At 57.4% G+C, this 18027-nt stretch carries 18 protein-coding genes; 3 read left to right on the top strand and 15 right to left on the bottom strand.

Annotated elements, in window-relative coordinates; genetic code table 11:
- Positions 1–52 precede the first annotated feature (52 nt).
- Positions 53–823 carry a ferredoxin--NADP reductase gene (locus QPL96_RS07210; protein ID WP_303286647.1) on the bottom strand — a complete coding sequence of 257 codons (771 nt, stop codon included), beginning with the start codon at positions 821–823 and terminating at the stop codon, positions 53–55.
- Between the two features lie 144 nt (positions 824–967).
- Here QPL96_RS07210 and QPL96_RS07205 point away from each other — a divergent pair, with 144 nt between their 5' ends.
- A complete protein-coding gene (locus QPL96_RS07205; RefSeq protein ID WP_303286645.1) occupies positions 968–1852 on the top strand; it encodes a LysR substrate-binding domain-containing protein in 885 nt (294 codons plus the stop codon).
- Between the two features lie 47 nt (positions 1853–1899).
- Here QPL96_RS07205 and QPL96_RS07200 read toward each other — a convergent pair whose 3' ends face one another.
- Positions 1900–2505, bottom strand: coding sequence for a tRNA-(ms[2]io[6]A)-hydroxylase (locus QPL96_RS07200; protein ID WP_303286829.1), 606 nt, complete (start codon positions 2503–2505; stop codon positions 1900–1902).
- A gap of 254 nt (positions 2506–2759) precedes the next feature.
- Between QPL96_RS07200 and QPL96_RS07195 the strand changes: the two genes are divergently transcribed.
- Positions 2760–5354, top strand: coding sequence for a bifunctional aconitate hydratase 2/2-methylisocitrate dehydratase (locus QPL96_RS07195; RefSeq protein ID WP_303286642.1), 2595 nt, complete (start codon positions 2760–2762; stop codon positions 5352–5354).
- Between the two features lie 170 nt (positions 5355–5524).
- On the opposite strand, the gene putP is transcribed toward QPL96_RS07195, so the two are convergent.
- The 12 genes from putP to QPL96_RS07135 form a co-directional block, all read right to left on the bottom strand.
- Entirely contained in the window at positions 5525–7015 is a 1491-nt protein-coding gene (gene putP / locus QPL96_RS07190; protein ID WP_303286640.1) for a sodium/proline symporter PutP, read from the bottom strand.
- Positions 7016–7320: 305 nt separating this feature from the next.
- A complete protein-coding gene (locus tag QPL96_RS07185) occupies positions 7321–8100 on the bottom strand; it encodes an AraC family transcriptional regulator (protein ID WP_303286639.1) in 780 nt (259 codons plus the stop codon).
- A 100-nt stretch (positions 8101–8200) separates the two neighbouring features.
- The gene (gene tmk / locus QPL96_RS07180; protein ID WP_303286637.1) at positions 8201–8842 is read right to left on the bottom strand and encodes a dTMP kinase; all 642 of its coding nucleotides are present in this window, start codon (positions 8840–8842) and stop codon (positions 8201–8203) included.
- The gene (mltG, locus tag QPL96_RS07175) at positions 8839–9909 is read right to left on the bottom strand and encodes an endolytic transglycosylase MltG (protein ID WP_303286635.1); all 1071 of its coding nucleotides are present in this window, start codon (positions 9907–9909) and stop codon (positions 8839–8841) included. Before mltG ends, tmk begins: the two co-directional genes overlap by 4 nt.
- Before the next feature lie 5 nt (positions 9910–9914).
- A complete protein-coding gene (locus QPL96_RS07170; protein ID WP_303286633.1) occupies positions 9915–10739 on the bottom strand; it encodes an aminotransferase class IV in 825 nt (274 codons plus the stop codon).
- A gap of 2 nt (positions 10740–10741) precedes the next feature.
- Complete coding sequence (gene fabF, locus QPL96_RS07165) at positions 10742–11989, bottom strand: beta-ketoacyl-ACP synthase II (protein WP_303286631.1); 1248 nt, start codon at positions 11987–11989, stop codon at positions 10742–10744.
- A 130-nt stretch (positions 11990–12119) separates the two neighbouring features.
- The gene (gene acpP / locus QPL96_RS07160; protein ID WP_012136033.1) at positions 12120–12353 is read right to left on the bottom strand and encodes an acyl carrier protein; all 234 of its coding nucleotides are present in this window, start codon (positions 12351–12353) and stop codon (positions 12120–12122) included.
- Between the two features lie 134 nt (positions 12354–12487).
- On the bottom strand, positions 12488–13231 hold the full coding sequence (gene fabG, locus QPL96_RS07155; RefSeq protein WP_303286627.1) for a 3-oxoacyl-ACP reductase FabG: 744 nt from the start codon (positions 13229–13231) through the stop codon (positions 12488–12490).
- Between the two features lie 18 nt (positions 13232–13249).
- Positions 13250–14188, bottom strand: coding sequence for an ACP S-malonyltransferase (gene fabD / locus QPL96_RS07150; protein WP_303286626.1), 939 nt, complete (start codon positions 14186–14188; stop codon positions 13250–13252).
- 112 nt (positions 14189–14300) lie between these two features.
- Positions 14301–15302, bottom strand: a complete 1002-nt coding sequence (plsX, locus tag QPL96_RS07145; RefSeq protein ID WP_303286623.1) for a phosphate acyltransferase PlsX — start codon at positions 15300–15302, stop codon at positions 14301–14303.
- 43 nt (positions 15303–15345) lie between these two features.
- The gene (gene rpmF, locus QPL96_RS07140) at positions 15346–15525 is read right to left on the bottom strand and encodes a 50S ribosomal protein L32 (protein WP_303286620.1); all 180 of its coding nucleotides are present in this window, start codon (positions 15523–15525) and stop codon (positions 15346–15348) included.
- Positions 15526–15631: 106 nt separating this feature from the next.
- Complete coding sequence (locus QPL96_RS07135) at positions 15632–16186, bottom strand: YceD family protein (RefSeq protein WP_303286618.1); 555 nt, start codon at positions 16184–16186, stop codon at positions 15632–15634.
- Positions 16187–16325: 139 nt separating this feature from the next.
- On the opposite strand from QPL96_RS07135, the gene QPL96_RS07130 reads away from it, so the two are divergent.
- Entirely contained in the window at positions 16326–16943 is a 618-nt protein-coding gene (locus tag QPL96_RS07130) for a nucleoside triphosphate pyrophosphatase (RefSeq protein WP_303286616.1), read from the top strand.
- Here the strand turns inward: QPL96_RS07130 and QPL96_RS07125 are convergent.
- On the bottom strand, positions 16940–17983 hold the full coding sequence (locus QPL96_RS07125; protein WP_303286614.1) for a S49 family peptidase: 1044 nt from the start codon (positions 17981–17983) through the stop codon (positions 16940–16942). The genes QPL96_RS07130 and QPL96_RS07125 overlap by 4 nt on opposite strands.
- Positions 17984–18027: the final 44 nt, after the last annotated feature.

The following is an 18027-nucleotide window of genomic DNA, read 5'->3' as shown; positions in this document are numbered from 1 at the left end:
AAAAAACCGGAGCGTGATGCTCCGGTTTTATCAGGGCTTGTGTGATGCCCCTTTACTGCTCCACAAACGCCCGCTCGATAACGTAATGCCCCATGTCGCCACCCCGAGCTTCCTTGAAGCCCATGTTGTTAAGGATAGCGCAGGTGTCCTTGAGCATGCTCGGGCTGCCGCAGATCATGAACCGGTCATTCTCCAGGTCGAACTCCGGCAGGCCCAGATCACGGGTGATCTTTCCGGTTTTCATGGCATCCGTCAGGCGGCCCCGGTTACGGAATTCCTCACGGGTGACAGTCGGGTAATACACAAGCTTGCCTTCGACCATTTCACCGAAGAACTCGTTTTCCGGCAGCTCTTCGATTTCCTTCTGGTAGGCAAGTTCTGACACATAGCGCACGCCGTGAGTCAGGATCACCTTGTCGAACGCCTCGTAGACTTCAGGATCCTTGATGATGCTCATGAACGGCGCGAGCCCGGTACCGGTGCTGATCAACCAGAGATTCTTGCCCGGCAGCAGGTTATCCAGTATCAAGGTACCGGTCGGCTTGCGGCTCACCAGGATCTCGTCCCCTACCTGAATCTTCTGAAGGCGGGACGTCAGCGGGCCATCCTGAACCTTGATCGAAAAGAACTCCAGCTCTTCCTCATAATTGGCACTGGCAATACTGTACGCGCGCATGAGGGGCTTGCCGTCGGTTTCCAGACCGATCATGACAAAATGCCCGTTCTTGAAACGAAATCCCGGGTCCCGGCTTGTGGTGAAGCTGAACAGGGTATCGTTCCAGTGGTGGACGCTGGTAACTTTCTCTTTGATCAGGTTGCTCATGTAAACCTCTTGCCTGTTCGTTACGCTTTTTACGGCGAATGTTTCAACTTTGGATTGCGTTAAGTGTAACCCAGCACTAACCTATCGGGAAAATGGGATATTCTCATAACCTTATTCGAGAGAGTCGATTTAGAGCGAAATGTTATGAAATACAGTTTTCGACAACTGGAAGTCTTCCTGGCCGCAGCCCATTTCCAGAACATCACTCGCGCCGCCGAGTCGCTCGCCATGTCGCAGTCCGCAGCCAGCAGTGCGCTCAAAGAACTGGAAAACCAGTTTGATATCCAATTGTTTGACCGCGTTGGCAAACGCCTTCAGCTTAACGAGCTCGGTCGACTCTACCGGCCAAAAGTTGAGGCCATCCTCGCCCAGGCAAACGAACTGGAGCAGGCATTCAGCAAACACACGGAAGTGGGGGCCTTAAAAGTCGGCGCCACGCTCACCATCGGCAACTATCTGGCAGTCGGTGTCATGGCCCAATACATGAATACCCCTACCCGGCCACGAGTCGCCCTGGAGGTGGCCAACACGAGCATGATCGCCAGAAGGGTCAAGGATTTTGAACTGGATATCGGGCTGATTGAGGGGGAGCTGCAGTCGTCAGAACTGGATGTCATTCCCTGGCGGGGCGATGAACTGGTGGTTTTCTGCTCGCCCAGCCACCCTCTGGCCAGCATAGGCTCGCTCACGGACGAGGATCTGCGCAAGGCCACCTGGATTATGAGGGAACAAGGTTCCGGAACACGGCAGAGTTTTGAGCGAGGCATGCACGGTCTGCTGCCGGATCTGAACGTGCTGCTGGAACTGGAGCATACGGAAGCCATTAAGCGCGCGGTCGAAGCGAACCTCGGTATTGGCTGCCTGTCCGACGTGGTTCTGGCCGACGCCTTCAAACGTGGCAGCCTGGTTCCCCTGGCGGTGCCGGAGCACCGGCGCTTTGACCGGCAGTTCTACTTCATCCTGCACAAACAGAAATACCGCAGTGCCGGGATTGATGCCTGGATTGAGCTTTGTCGGAAGCTTCGATAAAAAGCGTGAACTTGGGGTCAGATGAAGGCGTTCATCTGACCCCGGTTTCAGCTTACCGGACCGCTGTGAAAGCGGAACTCGCTGTCCGGCTCCTCGATCAGTGTCTTCTCGATCACCAGAAACTCTGCCACGCGATCATCCACCGGGCCTGCGGCGGCCTGCCGCGCCAGCTTCAGGTAATCCTGGTAGTGCCGCGCCTCGGATTTCAGCAGGCCGGTATAGAAATCTTCCAGCTTTTCATCCAGAAAAGGCGCCAAGGCCGCGAACCGCTCGCAGGAACGTGCTTCAATAATGGCACCCACGATGAGAACATCCACCAGCCGGCCGGGATCTTCCGAGCGGACTTCCTGCCTCAGCCCGGCAGCGTAGCGAGCCGGTGTCAGATGGCAGTACTCCACGCCTCGTTTGTTCATGATCGCAAGTACCTGCTCAAAATGCCGGAGCTCTTCACGGGCCAGCCGCGACATCCTGTTCAGCAACCCGGTGTTATTCACGTACCGGTGCATCAGGCTCAGCGCGGTTGAGGCCGCCTTTTTCTCACAATGGGCATGGTCGATGAGCATCAGGTCCTGGTTGGCCAGGGCGTTGTCGATCCATTGTTGTGGTGTCCGGCACGGCAGAAAGTCGTGAATCTCTTGCAGGGCGTCGTTCATGGCGTCATTACGGTGGTTGATTTGCGGCCCGCGAGTATAACGCACCTAGCAGATTTCTCCGACCTCTGTCCAACTTAACTTTATAAGGGGTTTCCTATAGAATGCAGCGCCAGATTAAGGAGTCTCTGAATAAACCCTGAAACCCCATCGGTGATTTGAGGCATTATTCAGAGGCTCCTGCGGCCTTTCCGCCAAAAACCTCCCGCCAGGCAAGAAGCCGGCGCGGGACATTCCAACTGATGAGGGTCCATATCGTGTTAGAAGCCTACCGTGAACACGTTGCCGAACGTGAAGCCCTGGGTATTCCTCCCAAGCCCCTGAACGCCGAGCAGACTGCCGCGCTGGTTGAACTGCTGAAAAACCCGCCAGCGGGTGAGGAAGAAACCCTGGTTGACCTCCTGGAAAACCGCGTTCCGCCGGGTGTGGACGAAGCCGCTTACGTAAAAGCCGCCTTCCTGTCTGCCATTGTCAAAGGTGAAGCTGCTTCTCCGCTGATCGACAAAAAGAAGGCGGTCCAGTTGCTGGGCATGATGCAGGGTGGCTACAACATCGCGACCCTGGTTAACCTTCTGGACGATTCCGAACTGGGCGAACTGGCAGGCGAAGAACTCAAGCACACGCTGCTCATGTTTGACGCGTTCAACGACGTTAAGCAAAAGATGGACGCTGGCAACGCCGTCGCCAGGTCCGTGGTTGAATCCTGGGCCAATGCCGAATGGTTCACCAACAAGAAAAAGGTTCCCGAAAGCACCAAAATGGTGGTGTTCAAGGTCACTGGTGAAACCAACACTGACGACCTGTCTCCGGCTCCGGATGCCTGGTCCCGCCCGGATATCCCGCTGCACGCCCGCGCCGCCTATAAAATGGAACGCGACGGCCTGAAGCCGGAAGAGCCCGGCGTAACCGGCCCGATGAGCCAGATCGACGACATCAAATCCAAGGGTCTGCCGGTCGCCTTCGTAGGTGACGTGGTCGGCACCGGCTCTTCCCGTAAGTCCGCCACCAACTCGGTTCTGTGGTTCTTCGGTGAAGACATCCCAGGCGTGCCGAACAAGCGTGCCGGCGGTGTCTGTATCGGCAACAAGGTTGCCCCGATCTTCTTCAACACCATGGAAGACGCTGGCGCTTTGGTCTTCGAAGCTCCGGTTGACGACATGAACATGGGCGACGTGATCGAGATCCGCCCTTACGAAGGCAAGATCCTGAACGAGGCCGGCGAAACCATCTCTGAGTTCAGGTTCAAGTCCGACGTAATCCTGGACGAAGTTCAGGCCGGCGGCCGTATCCCACTGATCATCGGTCGTGGCCTGACCGCCAAGGCACGTGCAGCGCTGGGCATGGGCGCCACCGACCTGTTCCGCCTGCCGAAAGATCCGGAAGCTGGCACTAAAGGCTTCACCCTGGCCCAGAAGATGGTGGGTAAGGCCTGCGGCCTGGAAGAAGGCAAGGGCGTTCGTCCGAACACCTACTGCGAGCCGCACATGACCACCGTGGGCTCCCAGGATACCACCGGCCCGATGACCCGGGACGAGCTGAAAGACCTGGCCTGCCTGGGCTTCCAGGCCGACCTTGTGATGCAGTCCTTCTGTCACACCGCGGCCTACCCGAAGCCGGTGGACGTGGAAATGCAGCACACCATGCCAGACTTTATCCGTACCCGCGGCGGTGTTTCACTGCGTCCGGGCGACGGCATCATCCACTCCTGGCTGAACCGCATGCTGCTGCCGGACACCGTGGGCACCGGGGGTGACTCCCACACCCGCTTCCCGATGGGCATCTCCTTCCCGGCCGGTTCGGGCCTGGTGGCGTTTGCCGCCGCTACCGGCGTTATGCCGCTGGATATGCCAGAGTCGGTCCTGGTTCGCTTCAAGGGCGAAATGCAGCCGGGCATCACCCTGCGCGACCTGGTACACGCCATCCCGCTTTACGGCATCAAGCAGGGCATGCTGACCGTTGAGAAAAAGGGCAAGATCAACGAATTCTCCGGTCGTATCCTGGAAATCGAGGGCCTTGAGCACCTGACTGTTGAGCAGGCGTTCGAGCTGTCTGATGCGTCGGCTGAGCGCTCTGCGGCCGGTTGCACCATCAACCTGTCGGAAGAGTCCGTGGCCGAGTACCTGCGCTCCAACATCACCATGCTGCGCTGGATGATTGCCGAAGGCTACGGCGATCCGCGTACCCTGGAGCGTCGCGCCCAACAGATGGAAGCGTGGCTGGCCGATCCGAAGCTGATGCGTGCCGACAAAGACGCCGAGTACGCTCACGTCATCGAAATCGATCTGGCCGAGGTCAAGGAGCCGATCGTGTGTTGCCCGAACGACCCGGACGACGCCAGGTTCCTGTCCGAAGTGGCTGGCGACAAGGTAGACGAAGTATTCATCGGTTCCTGCATGACCAACATTGGTCATTTCCGTGCCGCTGGTAAGCTGCTGGCACAAAATAAGGAGCCCCTGAAGACCCGTCTGTGGATGTCTCCTCCCACCAAGATGGACCAGGCTCAATTGATGGAAGAAGGCTACTTCAACATCTACGGCACCGCCGGTGTTCGCACCGAGATGCCGGGCTGCTCCCTGTGCATGGGCAACCAGGCCCGCGTGGCTGCCAAGAGCACCGTGCTGTCCACCTCCACCCGTAACTTCCCGAACCGCCTGGGTGATGGTGCCAACGTGTACCTGACCTCTGCGGAACTGGCAGCGGTTGGTGCGGTGCTTGGCAAACTCCCCTCCGCCGAAGAGTACATGGAGTACGCCAAGGACCTGAACAGCATGTCGAAAGAGATCTACAAGTATCTCAACTTCGACCAGATGGAAAACTACACCAGCAAGGCGTCTGAAGCGAACGTCGCTTAAGGCCTGACCTGCAAGGTCTAGCTCCATGAAAACGCCAGCCGGGAGGCTGGCGTTTTTTGATGAGAATGCATAGTGGCACAATGTAGAGCCTTCTGCCGCACTCCGCCGGGGCGGGCAGAGGGCTTATCAGCAGAAGCAGAGCCTCTCCCGGCGCTTATGCGCCCCTTGCCTTAACGGGTGATGTGCTGATACTCACCAGCGTCCGAAGTGGCAAGACTCACCACCATGATGGCAATCCAGGAAGCAATAAAGCCCGGAATAATTTCGTATACGCCAGGACCACCCATGAACTCTCCGTTCCAGCCCAGCGAAATCCAGATTATGACGGTGGCGGCACCCACAACCATGCCTGCGATGGCACCGGCGCCGTTGGAACGCGGCCACATCAGCGACAGGATAATCAACGGGCCAAATGCCGCACCGAAGCCCGCCCAGGCGTTACTGACCAGGGCCAGAACCTGGGAGTTCGGGTCAGACGCAATAATGGCGGCAACCAGGCCCACCAGCACCACACAAATCCGGCCTACACCCACGCACTCCTTATCCGTTGCTTCTTTACGCAGGAACAGACGGTAGAAGTCCTCGGTCAGTGAAGAAGACGACACCAGAAGCTGGCTGGAGATGGTACTCATGACCGCAGCCAGAAGAGCCGCATAGAGGAAACCCGTGATCAGCGGGTGGAACAGCAGGTCAGACAGGATGATAAAGATGGTTTCCGGGTCCGCAATATCCAGGCCGTTGCGCACTGCGTATGCGCGGCCGAACACGCCCAGAGAGATAGCACCGAAGAGTGAAATCCCCATCCAGCCCATGCCGATGTTGCGGGCAATCGGAACATCTTTTAGAGTGCGAATGGCCATGAAGCGCACGATAATGTGCGGCTGACCGAAATAACCAAGCCCCCAGGTTACTGCTGAAAGCCAGCCGACAAAGGTAAGCCCTTCGGTCCAGGACAACAGCGTGGGATCGACTTCATTCAGGGTCTGGGACGCCTGGGCGTAGCCACCACCGCCTTCGCCAAAGAGCACAACGGCTGGCATGATCACCAGCGCCAGCATCATGATGCAGCCCTGAACAAAGTCCGTCATGCTCACCGCAAGGAAACCACCCACAACCGTATAGGCCAGCACGACCCCCAGGGTGATCACGATACCCACAGCGTAATCGCTCAGGCCACCAAAATTGAAAATCCCGGAAAACGCACTTTCAAACAGCTTGCCGCCGGCAACGAGGCCGGACGCCGTGTAAACCGCGAAGAAAATAACGATGACAACCGCTGACACCGTTCTCAAAGACAATGCCTGGGTCGGGAACCGGTTTGCCAGGAAGGACGGGATGGTAATGGCATTGCCGTAATGCACCGTTTGTTCCCGGAGCCGGGGCGCAACCAACACCCAGTTAAAAAAGGCACCCACAAACAAGCCGATGCCGATCCAGGCGGACTCCAGGCCGGTTACATACAACGCCCCCGGAAGGCCCAGAAGCAACCATCCACTCATATCCGAAGCACCCGCTGAAAGGGCCGCTACTTTAGGACTGAGTGCTCGCCCGCCCAGCATATAATCTTCAGACGAAGAAGTAGATCTGCGCATTGCATAAATGCCGATGGCAATCATGAGCGCAAAATATGCAAATAGACTGATCCAAACACCAATAGCCATAAGGCTCCTCCGGTTAAATGAGTCGGATTAGATCCGCTCGCGAGGCACAGTGCCGACCCAACGCCGGCATGCTGTACCATTCTTCTTGTATACCCGAATCCCATCCTGATTAGAGCAAGGCGATACCCTGCAAGCGCACTCCATGGAATATAGTCAACCATCCAGGGATTGCGACAGCTTCCTTGAACAATTGCGCCAGACGGGCCCCCAGCTGCTATAAGGTAGTATTACTACCGATACCAGGCTTACAAAATCCTACGATTCTTTTGCAGAATCCTACGGTACTACTCCAATCACGGACCATATCAGGCCACTTCCTCACGGAATTGCAATCGGGACGGTGTTGTACCCTTATACTTTCGCAATGCATTCGTCAGTGCGCTCTGGGAAGAAAAACCCGTTCGGTAACTGATTTCGGACACCGAGAGAGAGGTGGACACAAGCAATTCGATTGCCTGATCAAGGCGGATGAATAACAGAAACTGGTGAGGTGTAATGCCAGCCACTTCCCTGAAAACCTCGTGGAACCGGCTGACACTCAGACAGGCCTCGCCGGCCATGTCTTCAACCGTAATCTTGCGATGGAGATTTTTGAGGATATAACGTCGAACGGCTTCAGGGCTGATGCTGTAACGATTCGGGAATCTGGCATACCGGTCACTGACCCGGTCAGCCATACAGTAAAGAATACTTGCGGCCAGATGCTGCTGGAGGGTTTTGTTATCCGGTGCGCGATCAAACTCGCCGGCAGCAAACTGGACCAGCGCCTGCAGACGACTATCCATTTGCAGGGTCCGAGGCTTTTCAAACACCCGCATCATCCGCTCATAGTCGGCATGAGCCGGTGTATTGATGGCCGGGGTCAGCGGGTCAAGATTAATGACCAGAACGTGATTTTTATCATCACCACAATAATCGTGTCTGGCTTGAGTTGGAACGAAGCAGGCCTTCCATGTGTCGAGATGGGACCCGGCCCCATCGACGCTCAGTTCAGCTTCTCCCCGCACCCCGGCAACAATCTGATGGTGTTCATGTTTGTGCTGGTGAGCGGCTAATGGAAGTTTCAGAAGTTTCGTATTGAGCATTAAAACTGCCGGCTTTAATTGAGAATGTGCATCAATTAAAGCAGATCATTACAAAAAGTGCACGAATGCCGCGGAACGCATTGGCAAACTCCAGCCCTTTTCAGGAACTGCCGGACCCCCTGGCCAGCCTTGCCAGTACTCTGGAAACACTTTCAGACACCACTTCCAGCGGAAGCGCCGCATCAACCACATGATACCTGGAGGGCATTGCCATAGCCCTCTCCAGATAGGCATCCCGGATTCTCTGGAAGAATTCCAGGTCCTCCTGTTCAAAACGGTCCAGCTCACCTCGTTTCCGAGCCCTGGCCATTCCGGTTTCAACCGGGGCATCCAGAAGCACGACGTAATCCGGCCGTATTTCACCCTGGACCAGGGTTTCCAGAAGGGTGATGCGTTCAACCGGCACGCCTCTCCCGCCGCCCTGATAGGCAAATGTCGCATCTGTAAAGCGGTCACACAGGACCCATTTACCTTGATCCAGAGCCGGCAGTATGCGGTTGTACAGATGTTGCGCTCTCGCCGCGAACATCAGGAGAAGCTCCGTGGTTTCGTTCACCGGTTCATCCCTGGGAGACAGTAACAGCTCACGAATGGCCTCTGCCACGGGCGTCCCGCCAGGTTCCCGGGTCACGATAAAGTCTACACCAAGACCCTTCAGGGTTCTCGCGGCATTGGCGAGCTGTGTCGATTTACCAACACCTTCGGTGCCTTCAAATGTGATGAACTTTCCCCGAGCGCTCATCCGGCGCCCCCATCATTATCCGGGGAGCCGTCTTCCGGCGCCGGAGAAGACCGGTAATCCTGGCGACGGTTGAGCTGAAACTCCCGCACGGCCTTCTGATGCTCGGCGAGGGTACGGGAAAACTCGTGGGAGCCATCGCCACGGGCGACAAAATAGAGCGCATCCCCGTCATCCGGATGCAGGGCCGCGCGAATCGAATCGCGCCCCGGCAAGGCAATCGGCGTGGGAGGGAGGCCATCAATCCGATAGGTGTTATAGGGCGTTTGGGTACGCAGGTCTTTCCGGCCAATCCGGCCCTGGTAGCGGTCACCCATGCCATAAATAACGGTTGGATCGGTCTGGAGCCGCATTCCCTTTTGCAGACGGCGAACAAACACTCCGGCCACCTGATCCCGTTCGCCAGGGACGCCGGTCTCCCGCTCCACGATGGAGGCCATGATCAGGGCTTCATAGGGGTTATCGTAGGGCAAGCCCTCCTCCCGGGCCTCCCATTCCTCCGCCAGAACCGCCTCCATCCTGCTGAAGGCCCGCTGCAGAACATCAAGATCGGTTTCATTGCTGGTAAAGGCATAGGTGTCAGGGAAGAACCGCCCCTCAGGATGTTCTCCTTCAGCTCCGACGGCGGACATGATCCGCTCATCACTCCACTCACCCGTTACCCGCCGCAACCGCTCAGCGCGTGCCAGGGCTTCACGCATGTCCCGAAACGTCCAGCCCTCAATGAACTGAACGTACCAATGTTTGATATCCCCGGACACCATGAGGCTGATCATGGCTTTCGGGCTCATGCCATCGAGAAACTCATAGTCACCTGCCTTGATACGGGACTGCTCCGGATTCAGGCGGCCATAGAGCCTGAGCCACAGGCTTTGCCCGACCAGTCCTTGCGCCTCCAGTCTCTGAGCCACTTCCGTGAACGTGGCCCCCTGGGGAACGTTAAAAAGCACCGGCTCGTCCAGAGTCACTGGTTTTTCAAGACCCTGAAGGCCTTGCCAGAGCCACAGTCCGGTTCCGGCCGAGGCCAGCACGGCGACACTCACACACGCAAGCAACAACTTCTTGAGCAAACGATTTATTCCAGTAATTCCAGAGGATTGAAGATTGTCGCAAGTCCGCTATCGACAGGCAAATCATGACCGGCAATGGTGCGAACCGGAACAATCCCCAGAACGCTGTTCAGGAGAAACAGGCCCCGGCATTCCGGGCCCAGTACGTCTTCGACCGTCAGCGGTCGCTCGGTCACCACCTCCCCCCTTTGTCTCAGGCGCTCCAGCAGCCACTGGCGCAAGACTCCAGCAACGGCCAGGCAGGCGGCAGGCGGCGCCACCCAGGCCTCATCCACCCGCAACAGAAGATTGGTCCGGGTACCTTCCACGAGATTGCCGTCGCTGTCAGACATTATGACTTCAAACAGAGACCGGCCAAGATCGGCTGCCGCCATCACCTGCTCAAGCCGGTTCAGGGATTTGATGCCGGCAAGCAAAGGGTTGACCGTCAACGGAACCCTGGAGAAATCGACCACAACCCCTGAGGCATCGGGCGTGGAAGCCAGGGGAGACGCAGACACAAGCAGGTTTGGCACCATGCCTGGGTCCGGGCGGTAACCACGAACGCCTCCGCCACGGGTCAGGGTCAGTTTGAGAATCCAGCCATCATCGCTGAATCGCCCAGAAAAACGCTGGCCAGCCTGGGTACAGACAGCCGCGAGTTCCCGGCGCGAAACATTGATCCCAAGTCTGCTGGCATCCCGCACCATACGTTCAAGATGTCGGGAAAGAAGAACACCTTTTTGACCAACCATACGGATGGTCTCGAACAGGCCATCACCATAGGCCAGCCCCCGGTCATCCGCCGGCAGACCGCCCTCCTCTGCCCAAAACAGGTGAAAAACGGCCATGGTCAGCCTTCGAAGCGCCGGAAAATCAGGGTTCCATTGGTGCCACCGAATCCGAAGGAGTTAGACAACGCCACCCGCACATCCGCCTTACGGCTTTGGTGGGCAACGAAATCCAGATCGCAGCCGTCATCGGGATTGTCCAGATTGATGGTCGGGGGCAACACCCCATCGCGGATCGACAACACCGAAAAGATCGCCTCGACCGCACCGGCAGCACCAAGCAGGTGTCCGGTCATGGATTTCGTACTGCTCATGGCGAGTTTGTCGGCATGGCCTTCGAATATACGCCGGACCGCAGCCACTTCCGCCACATCCCCCACCTGGGTTGACGTGCCGTGGGCATTGATATAATCGATTTCATCCGGCTTCAGGCCGGCATCCCGGATCGCATTCGCCATGGACCGGGCCGCTCCCTCGCCACCCTCCGGAGGCGCGGTAATGTGGTGGGCGTCGTCGCTCATGCCGAAGCCGACAACCTCACCATAAATAGTCGCACCTCGTTGCTTCGCGTGTTCCAGCTCTTCAAGAACAACGACACCCGCACCGTCGCTCAGCACAAATCCGTCCCGGTCTTTGTCCCACGGCCGGCTTGCCCTGGCGGGTTCGTCGTTGCGGGTTGAAAGTGCCCGGGCGGCCGAGAAGGCCGCCATTCCGGTACGCGTTGTTGCCATTTCCGAGCCGCCGGCCAGCATCACCTCGGCATCCCCGTAAGCAATGGTGCGGGCAGCGTAGCCGATATTGTGAGTGCCGGTGGTGCAGGCAGTAACAATTGCGATGTTGGGACCACGGTAGCCGAAACGGATCGCCGCATTGCCGGAAATCATGTTGATCACAGAGGCCGGCACGAAAAAAGGCGAGACTTTGCGAGGACCGGACTTGTCCATGGTCAGAACGCTTTTCTCGATGTACTCGAGACCACCGATCCCGGAGCCGATTGCAATCCCCACTCTTTCCCGGTCAAGCGCCTCAAAAACTTCAAGACCACTGTCATCCACTGCCTGCTGGGCGGCAATAAGGCCATAATGAATAAATGCATCAAGCTTTCTGGCGTCTTTGGCCGAGAGGTATGGCTCCATATCCAGCTCACGGATGGCACCCCCAATCCGGGTATTGTAACCCGACGTGTCAAAGCGGTCGATCATTCCTATCCCGCTGCGTCCTGCCCGGATACCTTCCCAGGATGACTCCACGTCATTTCCCAGAGGAGACAGCATGCCCACGCCTGTGATAACAACTCGCCGTTTACTCATAACCCCTTGCACCTGATCTTGTCCGTATAAACCTGAACCCGGACTGAACCGGATTTTCAGCCAACAAAAAAGCCGTCCCCCGATGTTTCACAAGGACGGCTTTTTGCCTGGCTTTCTTGAATGCAGAGTATCAGGTGTGCGCGACGATGTAGTCGATCGCGTCCTGAACACTTGCCAGCTTCTCGGCTTCCTCGTCAGGAATCTCGGTTTCAAATTCCTCTTCCAGGGCCATAACCAGCTCAACGGTGTCCAGTGAGTCAGCGCCAAGATCCTCTACAAAAGAAGATGAGTTCTGAACCTCGGACTCTTTAACGCCCAACTGTTCACAAACGATCTTCTTAACGCGCTCTTCAACTGTACTCATAATGTCCTCACTTTGTGTGTCAACCAAGCAACTCAAGTGCTGCCAGTTTAGTTTAAACCCTACCTGCAAACAAGCAGGGATTCTGTCAAACATGTTGCGCGACAAGGAGTTGCGCACAGGCTCCGGAACGAAGCTCATCCCATGTACATTCCACCGTTTACGTTGATGGTTTCACCCGTCACGTATCCGGCGGCATCTGATGCCAGGAAGGCAACCACAGCTGCCACTTCTTCCGGCTCACCCAGCCGACCCGCGGGTATGATTTCCAGCATAGCCTCGCGCTGCTTGTCGTCCAGTTTTTTTGTCATATCCGTGTCAATAAATCCCGGCGCCACACAATTCGCGGTAATGCCCCGGTTCGACATTTCCTTGGCAAGGCTTCGGGTAAAGCCCTCCACCCCGGCCTTGGCGGCGCAGTAGTTACCCTGCCCGGGATTACCCATACCGGCAACCACGGAACTGATATTGACAATCCGACCCCATCTCGCCTTGGCCATTCCGCGAAGCACAGCTTTGCTGGTGCGATAAACGCTGGACAGGTTGGTTTCCAGAACCAACGCCCAGTCCTCGTCTTTCAAGCGCATCAGCAGGTTATCGCGGGTAATGCCGGCATTATTGACGAGAATCAGCGGCGCACCGGATCTCCCGGTCAGCTCCTTCAGACCTGCCTCGATACTGGCGGGATCCGCCACATTCATAACCATGCCGTAGCCCTTGAGTCCGGCTGACTGCAGATCGTTGGTGATGGATTCGGCACCGCTGGCGCTGGTGGCCGTACCGATGACCTCAGCGCCCTGCTCGGCCAGTGTACGGGCAATCGCCTGGCCAATTCCGCGAGTTGCACCGGTGACCAGCGCAATCTTACCTTCCAGAGACATGAATCACTCCCTTTCGTTTCAGGACTGGCTGAATGCGTCGAGCGCCTTCGCCAGCGAGTCCGGATCTTCGATGCTGTGAACCGCCAGTGTCCGGTCAATACGCTTTGCAAGTCCAGCCAGGACCTTGCCGGTACCACACTCAACAGCCACTTCCACACCGTTGCCCACGAGGGTACGAACAGAATCTGTCCACAGGACCGGCGAATAGAGCTGCCTCAGAAGATTGGCTTTCAGTGTAGCGGATTCCGTCTCGGCCGCGGCGTTAACATTTTGTATAACCGGGATGACAGCATCATTAAAGCGTACATCATCCAGGGCTTTTGCCAGTTCTTCCGACGCGCCTTTCATCAGGGCGCAATGGGACGGAACGCTGACCGGCAAAGGCATGGCCTTACGCGCGCCCTTCTCCCTACAGGCTTCAATGGCCCGTTCAACGGCAGCCGCCGAACCGGCGATCACGACTTGCCCCGGCGCATTGAAGTTCACGGCGGAGACAACCTCGCCCTGAGCAGCGCTTTCACAGGCAGCGACGACATCATCATCCCCAAGACCCAGGATAGCCGCCATTTTGCCTTCCCCTGCCGGCACGGCATCCTGCATGAGCTCACCACGAAGGCGAACCAGCCTCACCGCTTCAATGAAGTCAAGGCTCTCTGAGGCAACCAAAGCACTGTACTCGCCCAGGCTATGGCCGGCGAGGAAGTCCGGCTTGCGGCCGCCTGCAACAAACCACTGGCGCCACAGGGCGACACTGGCCGTCAGCAATGCAGGCTGGGTGACCATGGTTCTATTCAGCTCCTCGGCCGGGCCCTTCTGGCAAAGCTGCCAGAGATCATAGCCCAACACGTTAGAGGCTTCAGCAAAGGTTCTGTTGATCATGGGCCAGGCTTCAGCGGCCGCCGAGAGCATGCCAACGGATTGTGACCCTTGTCCGGGGAAAATAAAAGCTGATTTCATAAGGGGGATCTTATCGTCATTAAGGGGTTACGGGAGATTAGCCAATAGTACAAGGTAAGCCCATTATCCGCGAATGCGTGGTCAGATCGGGGCAAACTTTAGTCTCAGGCGTTCAAAGCATGAGGTCGTCGAGGCGCTCATTGATCCGGCGGGGCACTTCCAGCTCGACTTCCCGGACAGCCTGACGAATGGCTGAAAGCATGGCCCGCTCGTTGGCGTTGCCATGACTCTTGATAACCACGCCCTGCAACCCGAGAAGACTGGCGCCATTGTGACGGGAGGGGTCCATCAATCGAAGCAGCCGGCCAATAATCGGCCTGGCCAGCAGACCAACCAGCCTGCCGTAGAGATTTCGGGTGAACGCCTGCTCCATCAACTCAATCAGGAGTCCGGCAACGCCTTCACCGGTTTTCAGGGCGATATTCCCAACAAACCCGTCACACACAACCACGTCGGCCACATCCCGGAAAAGATCACTTCCCTCCACATAACCGATATAATTGACAGTGTCGCACTGGGCCAGCATGTGAGAGGCCAGGCGGACCTGCTCATTGCCCTTGATCTCTTCTTCTCCGACATTCAGCAAGGCCACCCGGGGTTCCGCCTGCTGGCAGATAGCCGAGGCCATCAGGGAGCCCATCAGGGCATACTGGTAGAGATTTTCCGCGGTTGAATCGACATTGGCGCCAAGATCAAGGACATGACAACGCCCCCGGAGAGAGGGAATCAGCTTGGCGATAGCCGGCCTCTCAATGCCCGGATACATGCGGATGATGGTACGGCCAAACGCCATCAGGGCACCGGTGTTGCCGGCACTGACACAGCCCTGGGCTTCGTCATCACGGACCAGGCTCAGGGCAATGGCCATGGATGAGTTTTTCTTGTGGCGAAGGGCATGGGACGGGCGCTCATTCATGCGCACCACATCCGCCGCCTCAACAATGCGGATTCTTGCATGCCCCTCACGCAACAAAGCCTCAAGCTCGCTCCGGACTCCCACCAGAACGATGCTCAAGGCTTCATTTTCACGCACCGCCCTTAGCGACGCAGCAACCACAACCGTGGCTCCGCGGTCGCCACCCATGGCGTCAATCGCAATGGTGACCGGCTTCACCGTTCCGCCATCCGATTCCGTGCGGTGCTTGGCGACAACGAGATTACTCGTCGCGCGCTTCGATTACCTGCTTACCACGGTAGAAACCGTCTGCAGACACGTGGTGACGACGATGAACTTCGCCGGTTGTCGCATCGGTGCTCAGAGCGGCTGTGCTCAGAGCGTCGTGTGAACGGCGCATGCCACGCTTGGAACGGGTTTTGCGGTTTTGCTGTACAGCCATGATTATGCTCCTGACCTGTTAACGTAAACTTTGTATTACTCGGAAAGTAACCTGTGCTCGTTTGATGGGTGCCGGCTTTCCTTTCCCTGAGGAAACCCACGCCCGGTTAATGCTTTGTCTTCCTGAGATCCGCCAGCACGCCGAACGGGTTCTCGCCCGACTTCCTCAGCGGCGCTGCAGCAGAGCCGCCAGGCTCGTAAGCCTCAAGATCTTCCCGGGCCGGACATTCATTCCGATCATGAAGCGGGAACGGTGGCAGTACCAGCAACAGCTCATCTTCTGCCATTGACCAAAGATCGGCGCTGAAATCATCGGTCAGGTAAGGCTCAAGCTCGTTCGGCAGCTGTCTCGCCTGTTCATCACTGGTTACCAACCCCAGGCTGAACCGGGAAAACAGTGTCACGGCCATGGAACCCATGCAGCGCTGACACTCCAGCTCCACCGGAGCCTCCAGCTCACCCGAGACAACACGGCGACGCTCACTGTCCATATAAAAGGACAAGGTCACCCGACACGCAGCATTCTCTGAAAACCCCAGCACAGCTTCCCGGAAACGGCCAAGCCCGCTGAGGGGAATGGTTCCCTCCAGAGTGCTGTTTTGTTCCGCCAACCGGTAAGGATCAACAGATTTGGGTAACTCGGCGTTCGGCGCTTTTGGCATAGGCGCGCAATTTTAGGGGCGCAGCCCTCTGCTGTCAAAGACTTCGTTGCTTTTTGGGCAGGGGTTCCCGTGCAGAAGGGTGTAATTTACGATAGGCGCACTCCGGATACACTGCCCGGGCACTCAAAGGATTCTAAAGATGTCCCGAAAACCGCTTTTGCTGGCGTCCTCATCGCCTTATCGAAAGACACTCCTGGACCGGCTGGGCCTGCCGTTCACCTGCGCCAGTCCCGATATCGACGAGACGCCGCAGCGGGGCGAATCCGGAGAGTCGCTGGTCACGCGGCTGGCCGAAAGCAAGGCCCGCGCCCTGGCAGAGCGGTTCCCCGGCCACTGGATCATTGGCTCGGACCAGGTCGCCTGCCTCCCGGATGGTTCGGTGCTCAGCAAACCCGGCAACCATGAACAGGCAACGAGCCAGTTGCATCAGAGCAGCGGTCACAGGGTGCTGTTTCTCACAGGCCTTGCCCTGCTGGACTCCGATTCCGGGAAACTGGAGAGTCTTTGCGAGCCCTACAATGCCCGGTTCCGGGTACTGACAGCCGAGGAAATTGAGGCTTACCTGCGGCGAGAACTGCCCTATGACTGCGCAGGCAGCTTCAAGATGGAAGGCCTTGGCATCACTCTTTTTGAAGCACTGGAAGGCCGGGACCCGAACAGCCTCGTGGGCCTGCCACTGATTGCCCTGAATGACATGCTGCGACGCTGGGGCCGGAATCCGCTGCTGGAAAACCGGCCTGATGCGGCCCAGGTTTAGCGAAGCTCCAGACGGGACTCCACCAACTGACTGGCAAAGCCCGCTCCGAAGGCAACGCCAAGCTGGTCAACAATGTCCTGGAGCGGCGATTTGCGGCGACTGTAATCCACCAGCTCTTCCTGGCCGATAATCTGCCGGGCGACGTGCGAAGCGCTGCCCAGCCCATCCACCAGGCCGAGCTCCACCGCCTGGTCGCCACTCCAGACCAGACCGCTGAACAGACGCTCATCATTGGCCAGCCGATCACCCCGACCCTGCTTTACCGCCTCAATGAACTGTTGATGGGTGTTTTCGAGCACGCCCTGCCAGAACATCACTTCTTCTTCCTGCTCTGGCGAGAAAGGATCAAGGAAGGCCTTATTCTCACCCGCCGTGTACAGGCGTCGATCAACCCCAATCTTTTCCATCACACCGGTAAAGCCGAAGCCACCGGCGACGACGCCAATGGACCCCACAAGACTGGCACGATTGGCGTAAATCTCATCGGCAGCCGCGGCGATATAATAAGCCCCGGAAGCGCCGATGTCGGAAATCACGGCATACACTTTCTTTTCCGGATATTCTTCACGCAGCCGCTTTATTTCATCGTATACGTACCCCGACTGAACCGGGCTTCCGCCGGGGCTATTGATGCGAAGAATCACCGCCACCGAATTTGGCGCCTCAAAAGCAGAACGAAGCGAACCGACAATATTATCAGCGCTCGCCAGCTCATCTGCCGCTATCGGGCCGCTAATCTCAACCAGGGCGGCATGCTTACCAGAGACACTGCTCAACGTGTCTCCGAACGGAACCTTCAGCATGAAAAGCAACGCAATCAGATAACCGAAGGTAAGGAGTTTGAAAAAAATTCCCCACCGGCGGCTTCTGCGCTGCTCGGCCTGGAGCGACATCACCAGTTTTTCAATGAGTTTCCAGTCCCGGCCCGACTCCGGCGGTAATTTTGGCGACTTGCGGCCGAACAACGGCTTAGTGTCCTTTTCCGGCTCTACCGGCTCATCTCCCCAACCAGGGGACTTATCGGAATCCCAGTCGCTCATTTATTCACCCTGTCGGCAACATTAATTAAATTGGCCAATCCGGC

Origin of the sequence: Marinobacter sp. SS8-8 (assembly GCF_030540945.1) — a bacterium.
GTDB lineage: Bacteria > Pseudomonadota > Gammaproteobacteria > Pseudomonadales > Oleiphilaceae > Marinobacter.
Note: the sequence above shows the minus strand (reverse complement) of the source record. Positions and strands in the feature narration are given on the sequence as shown.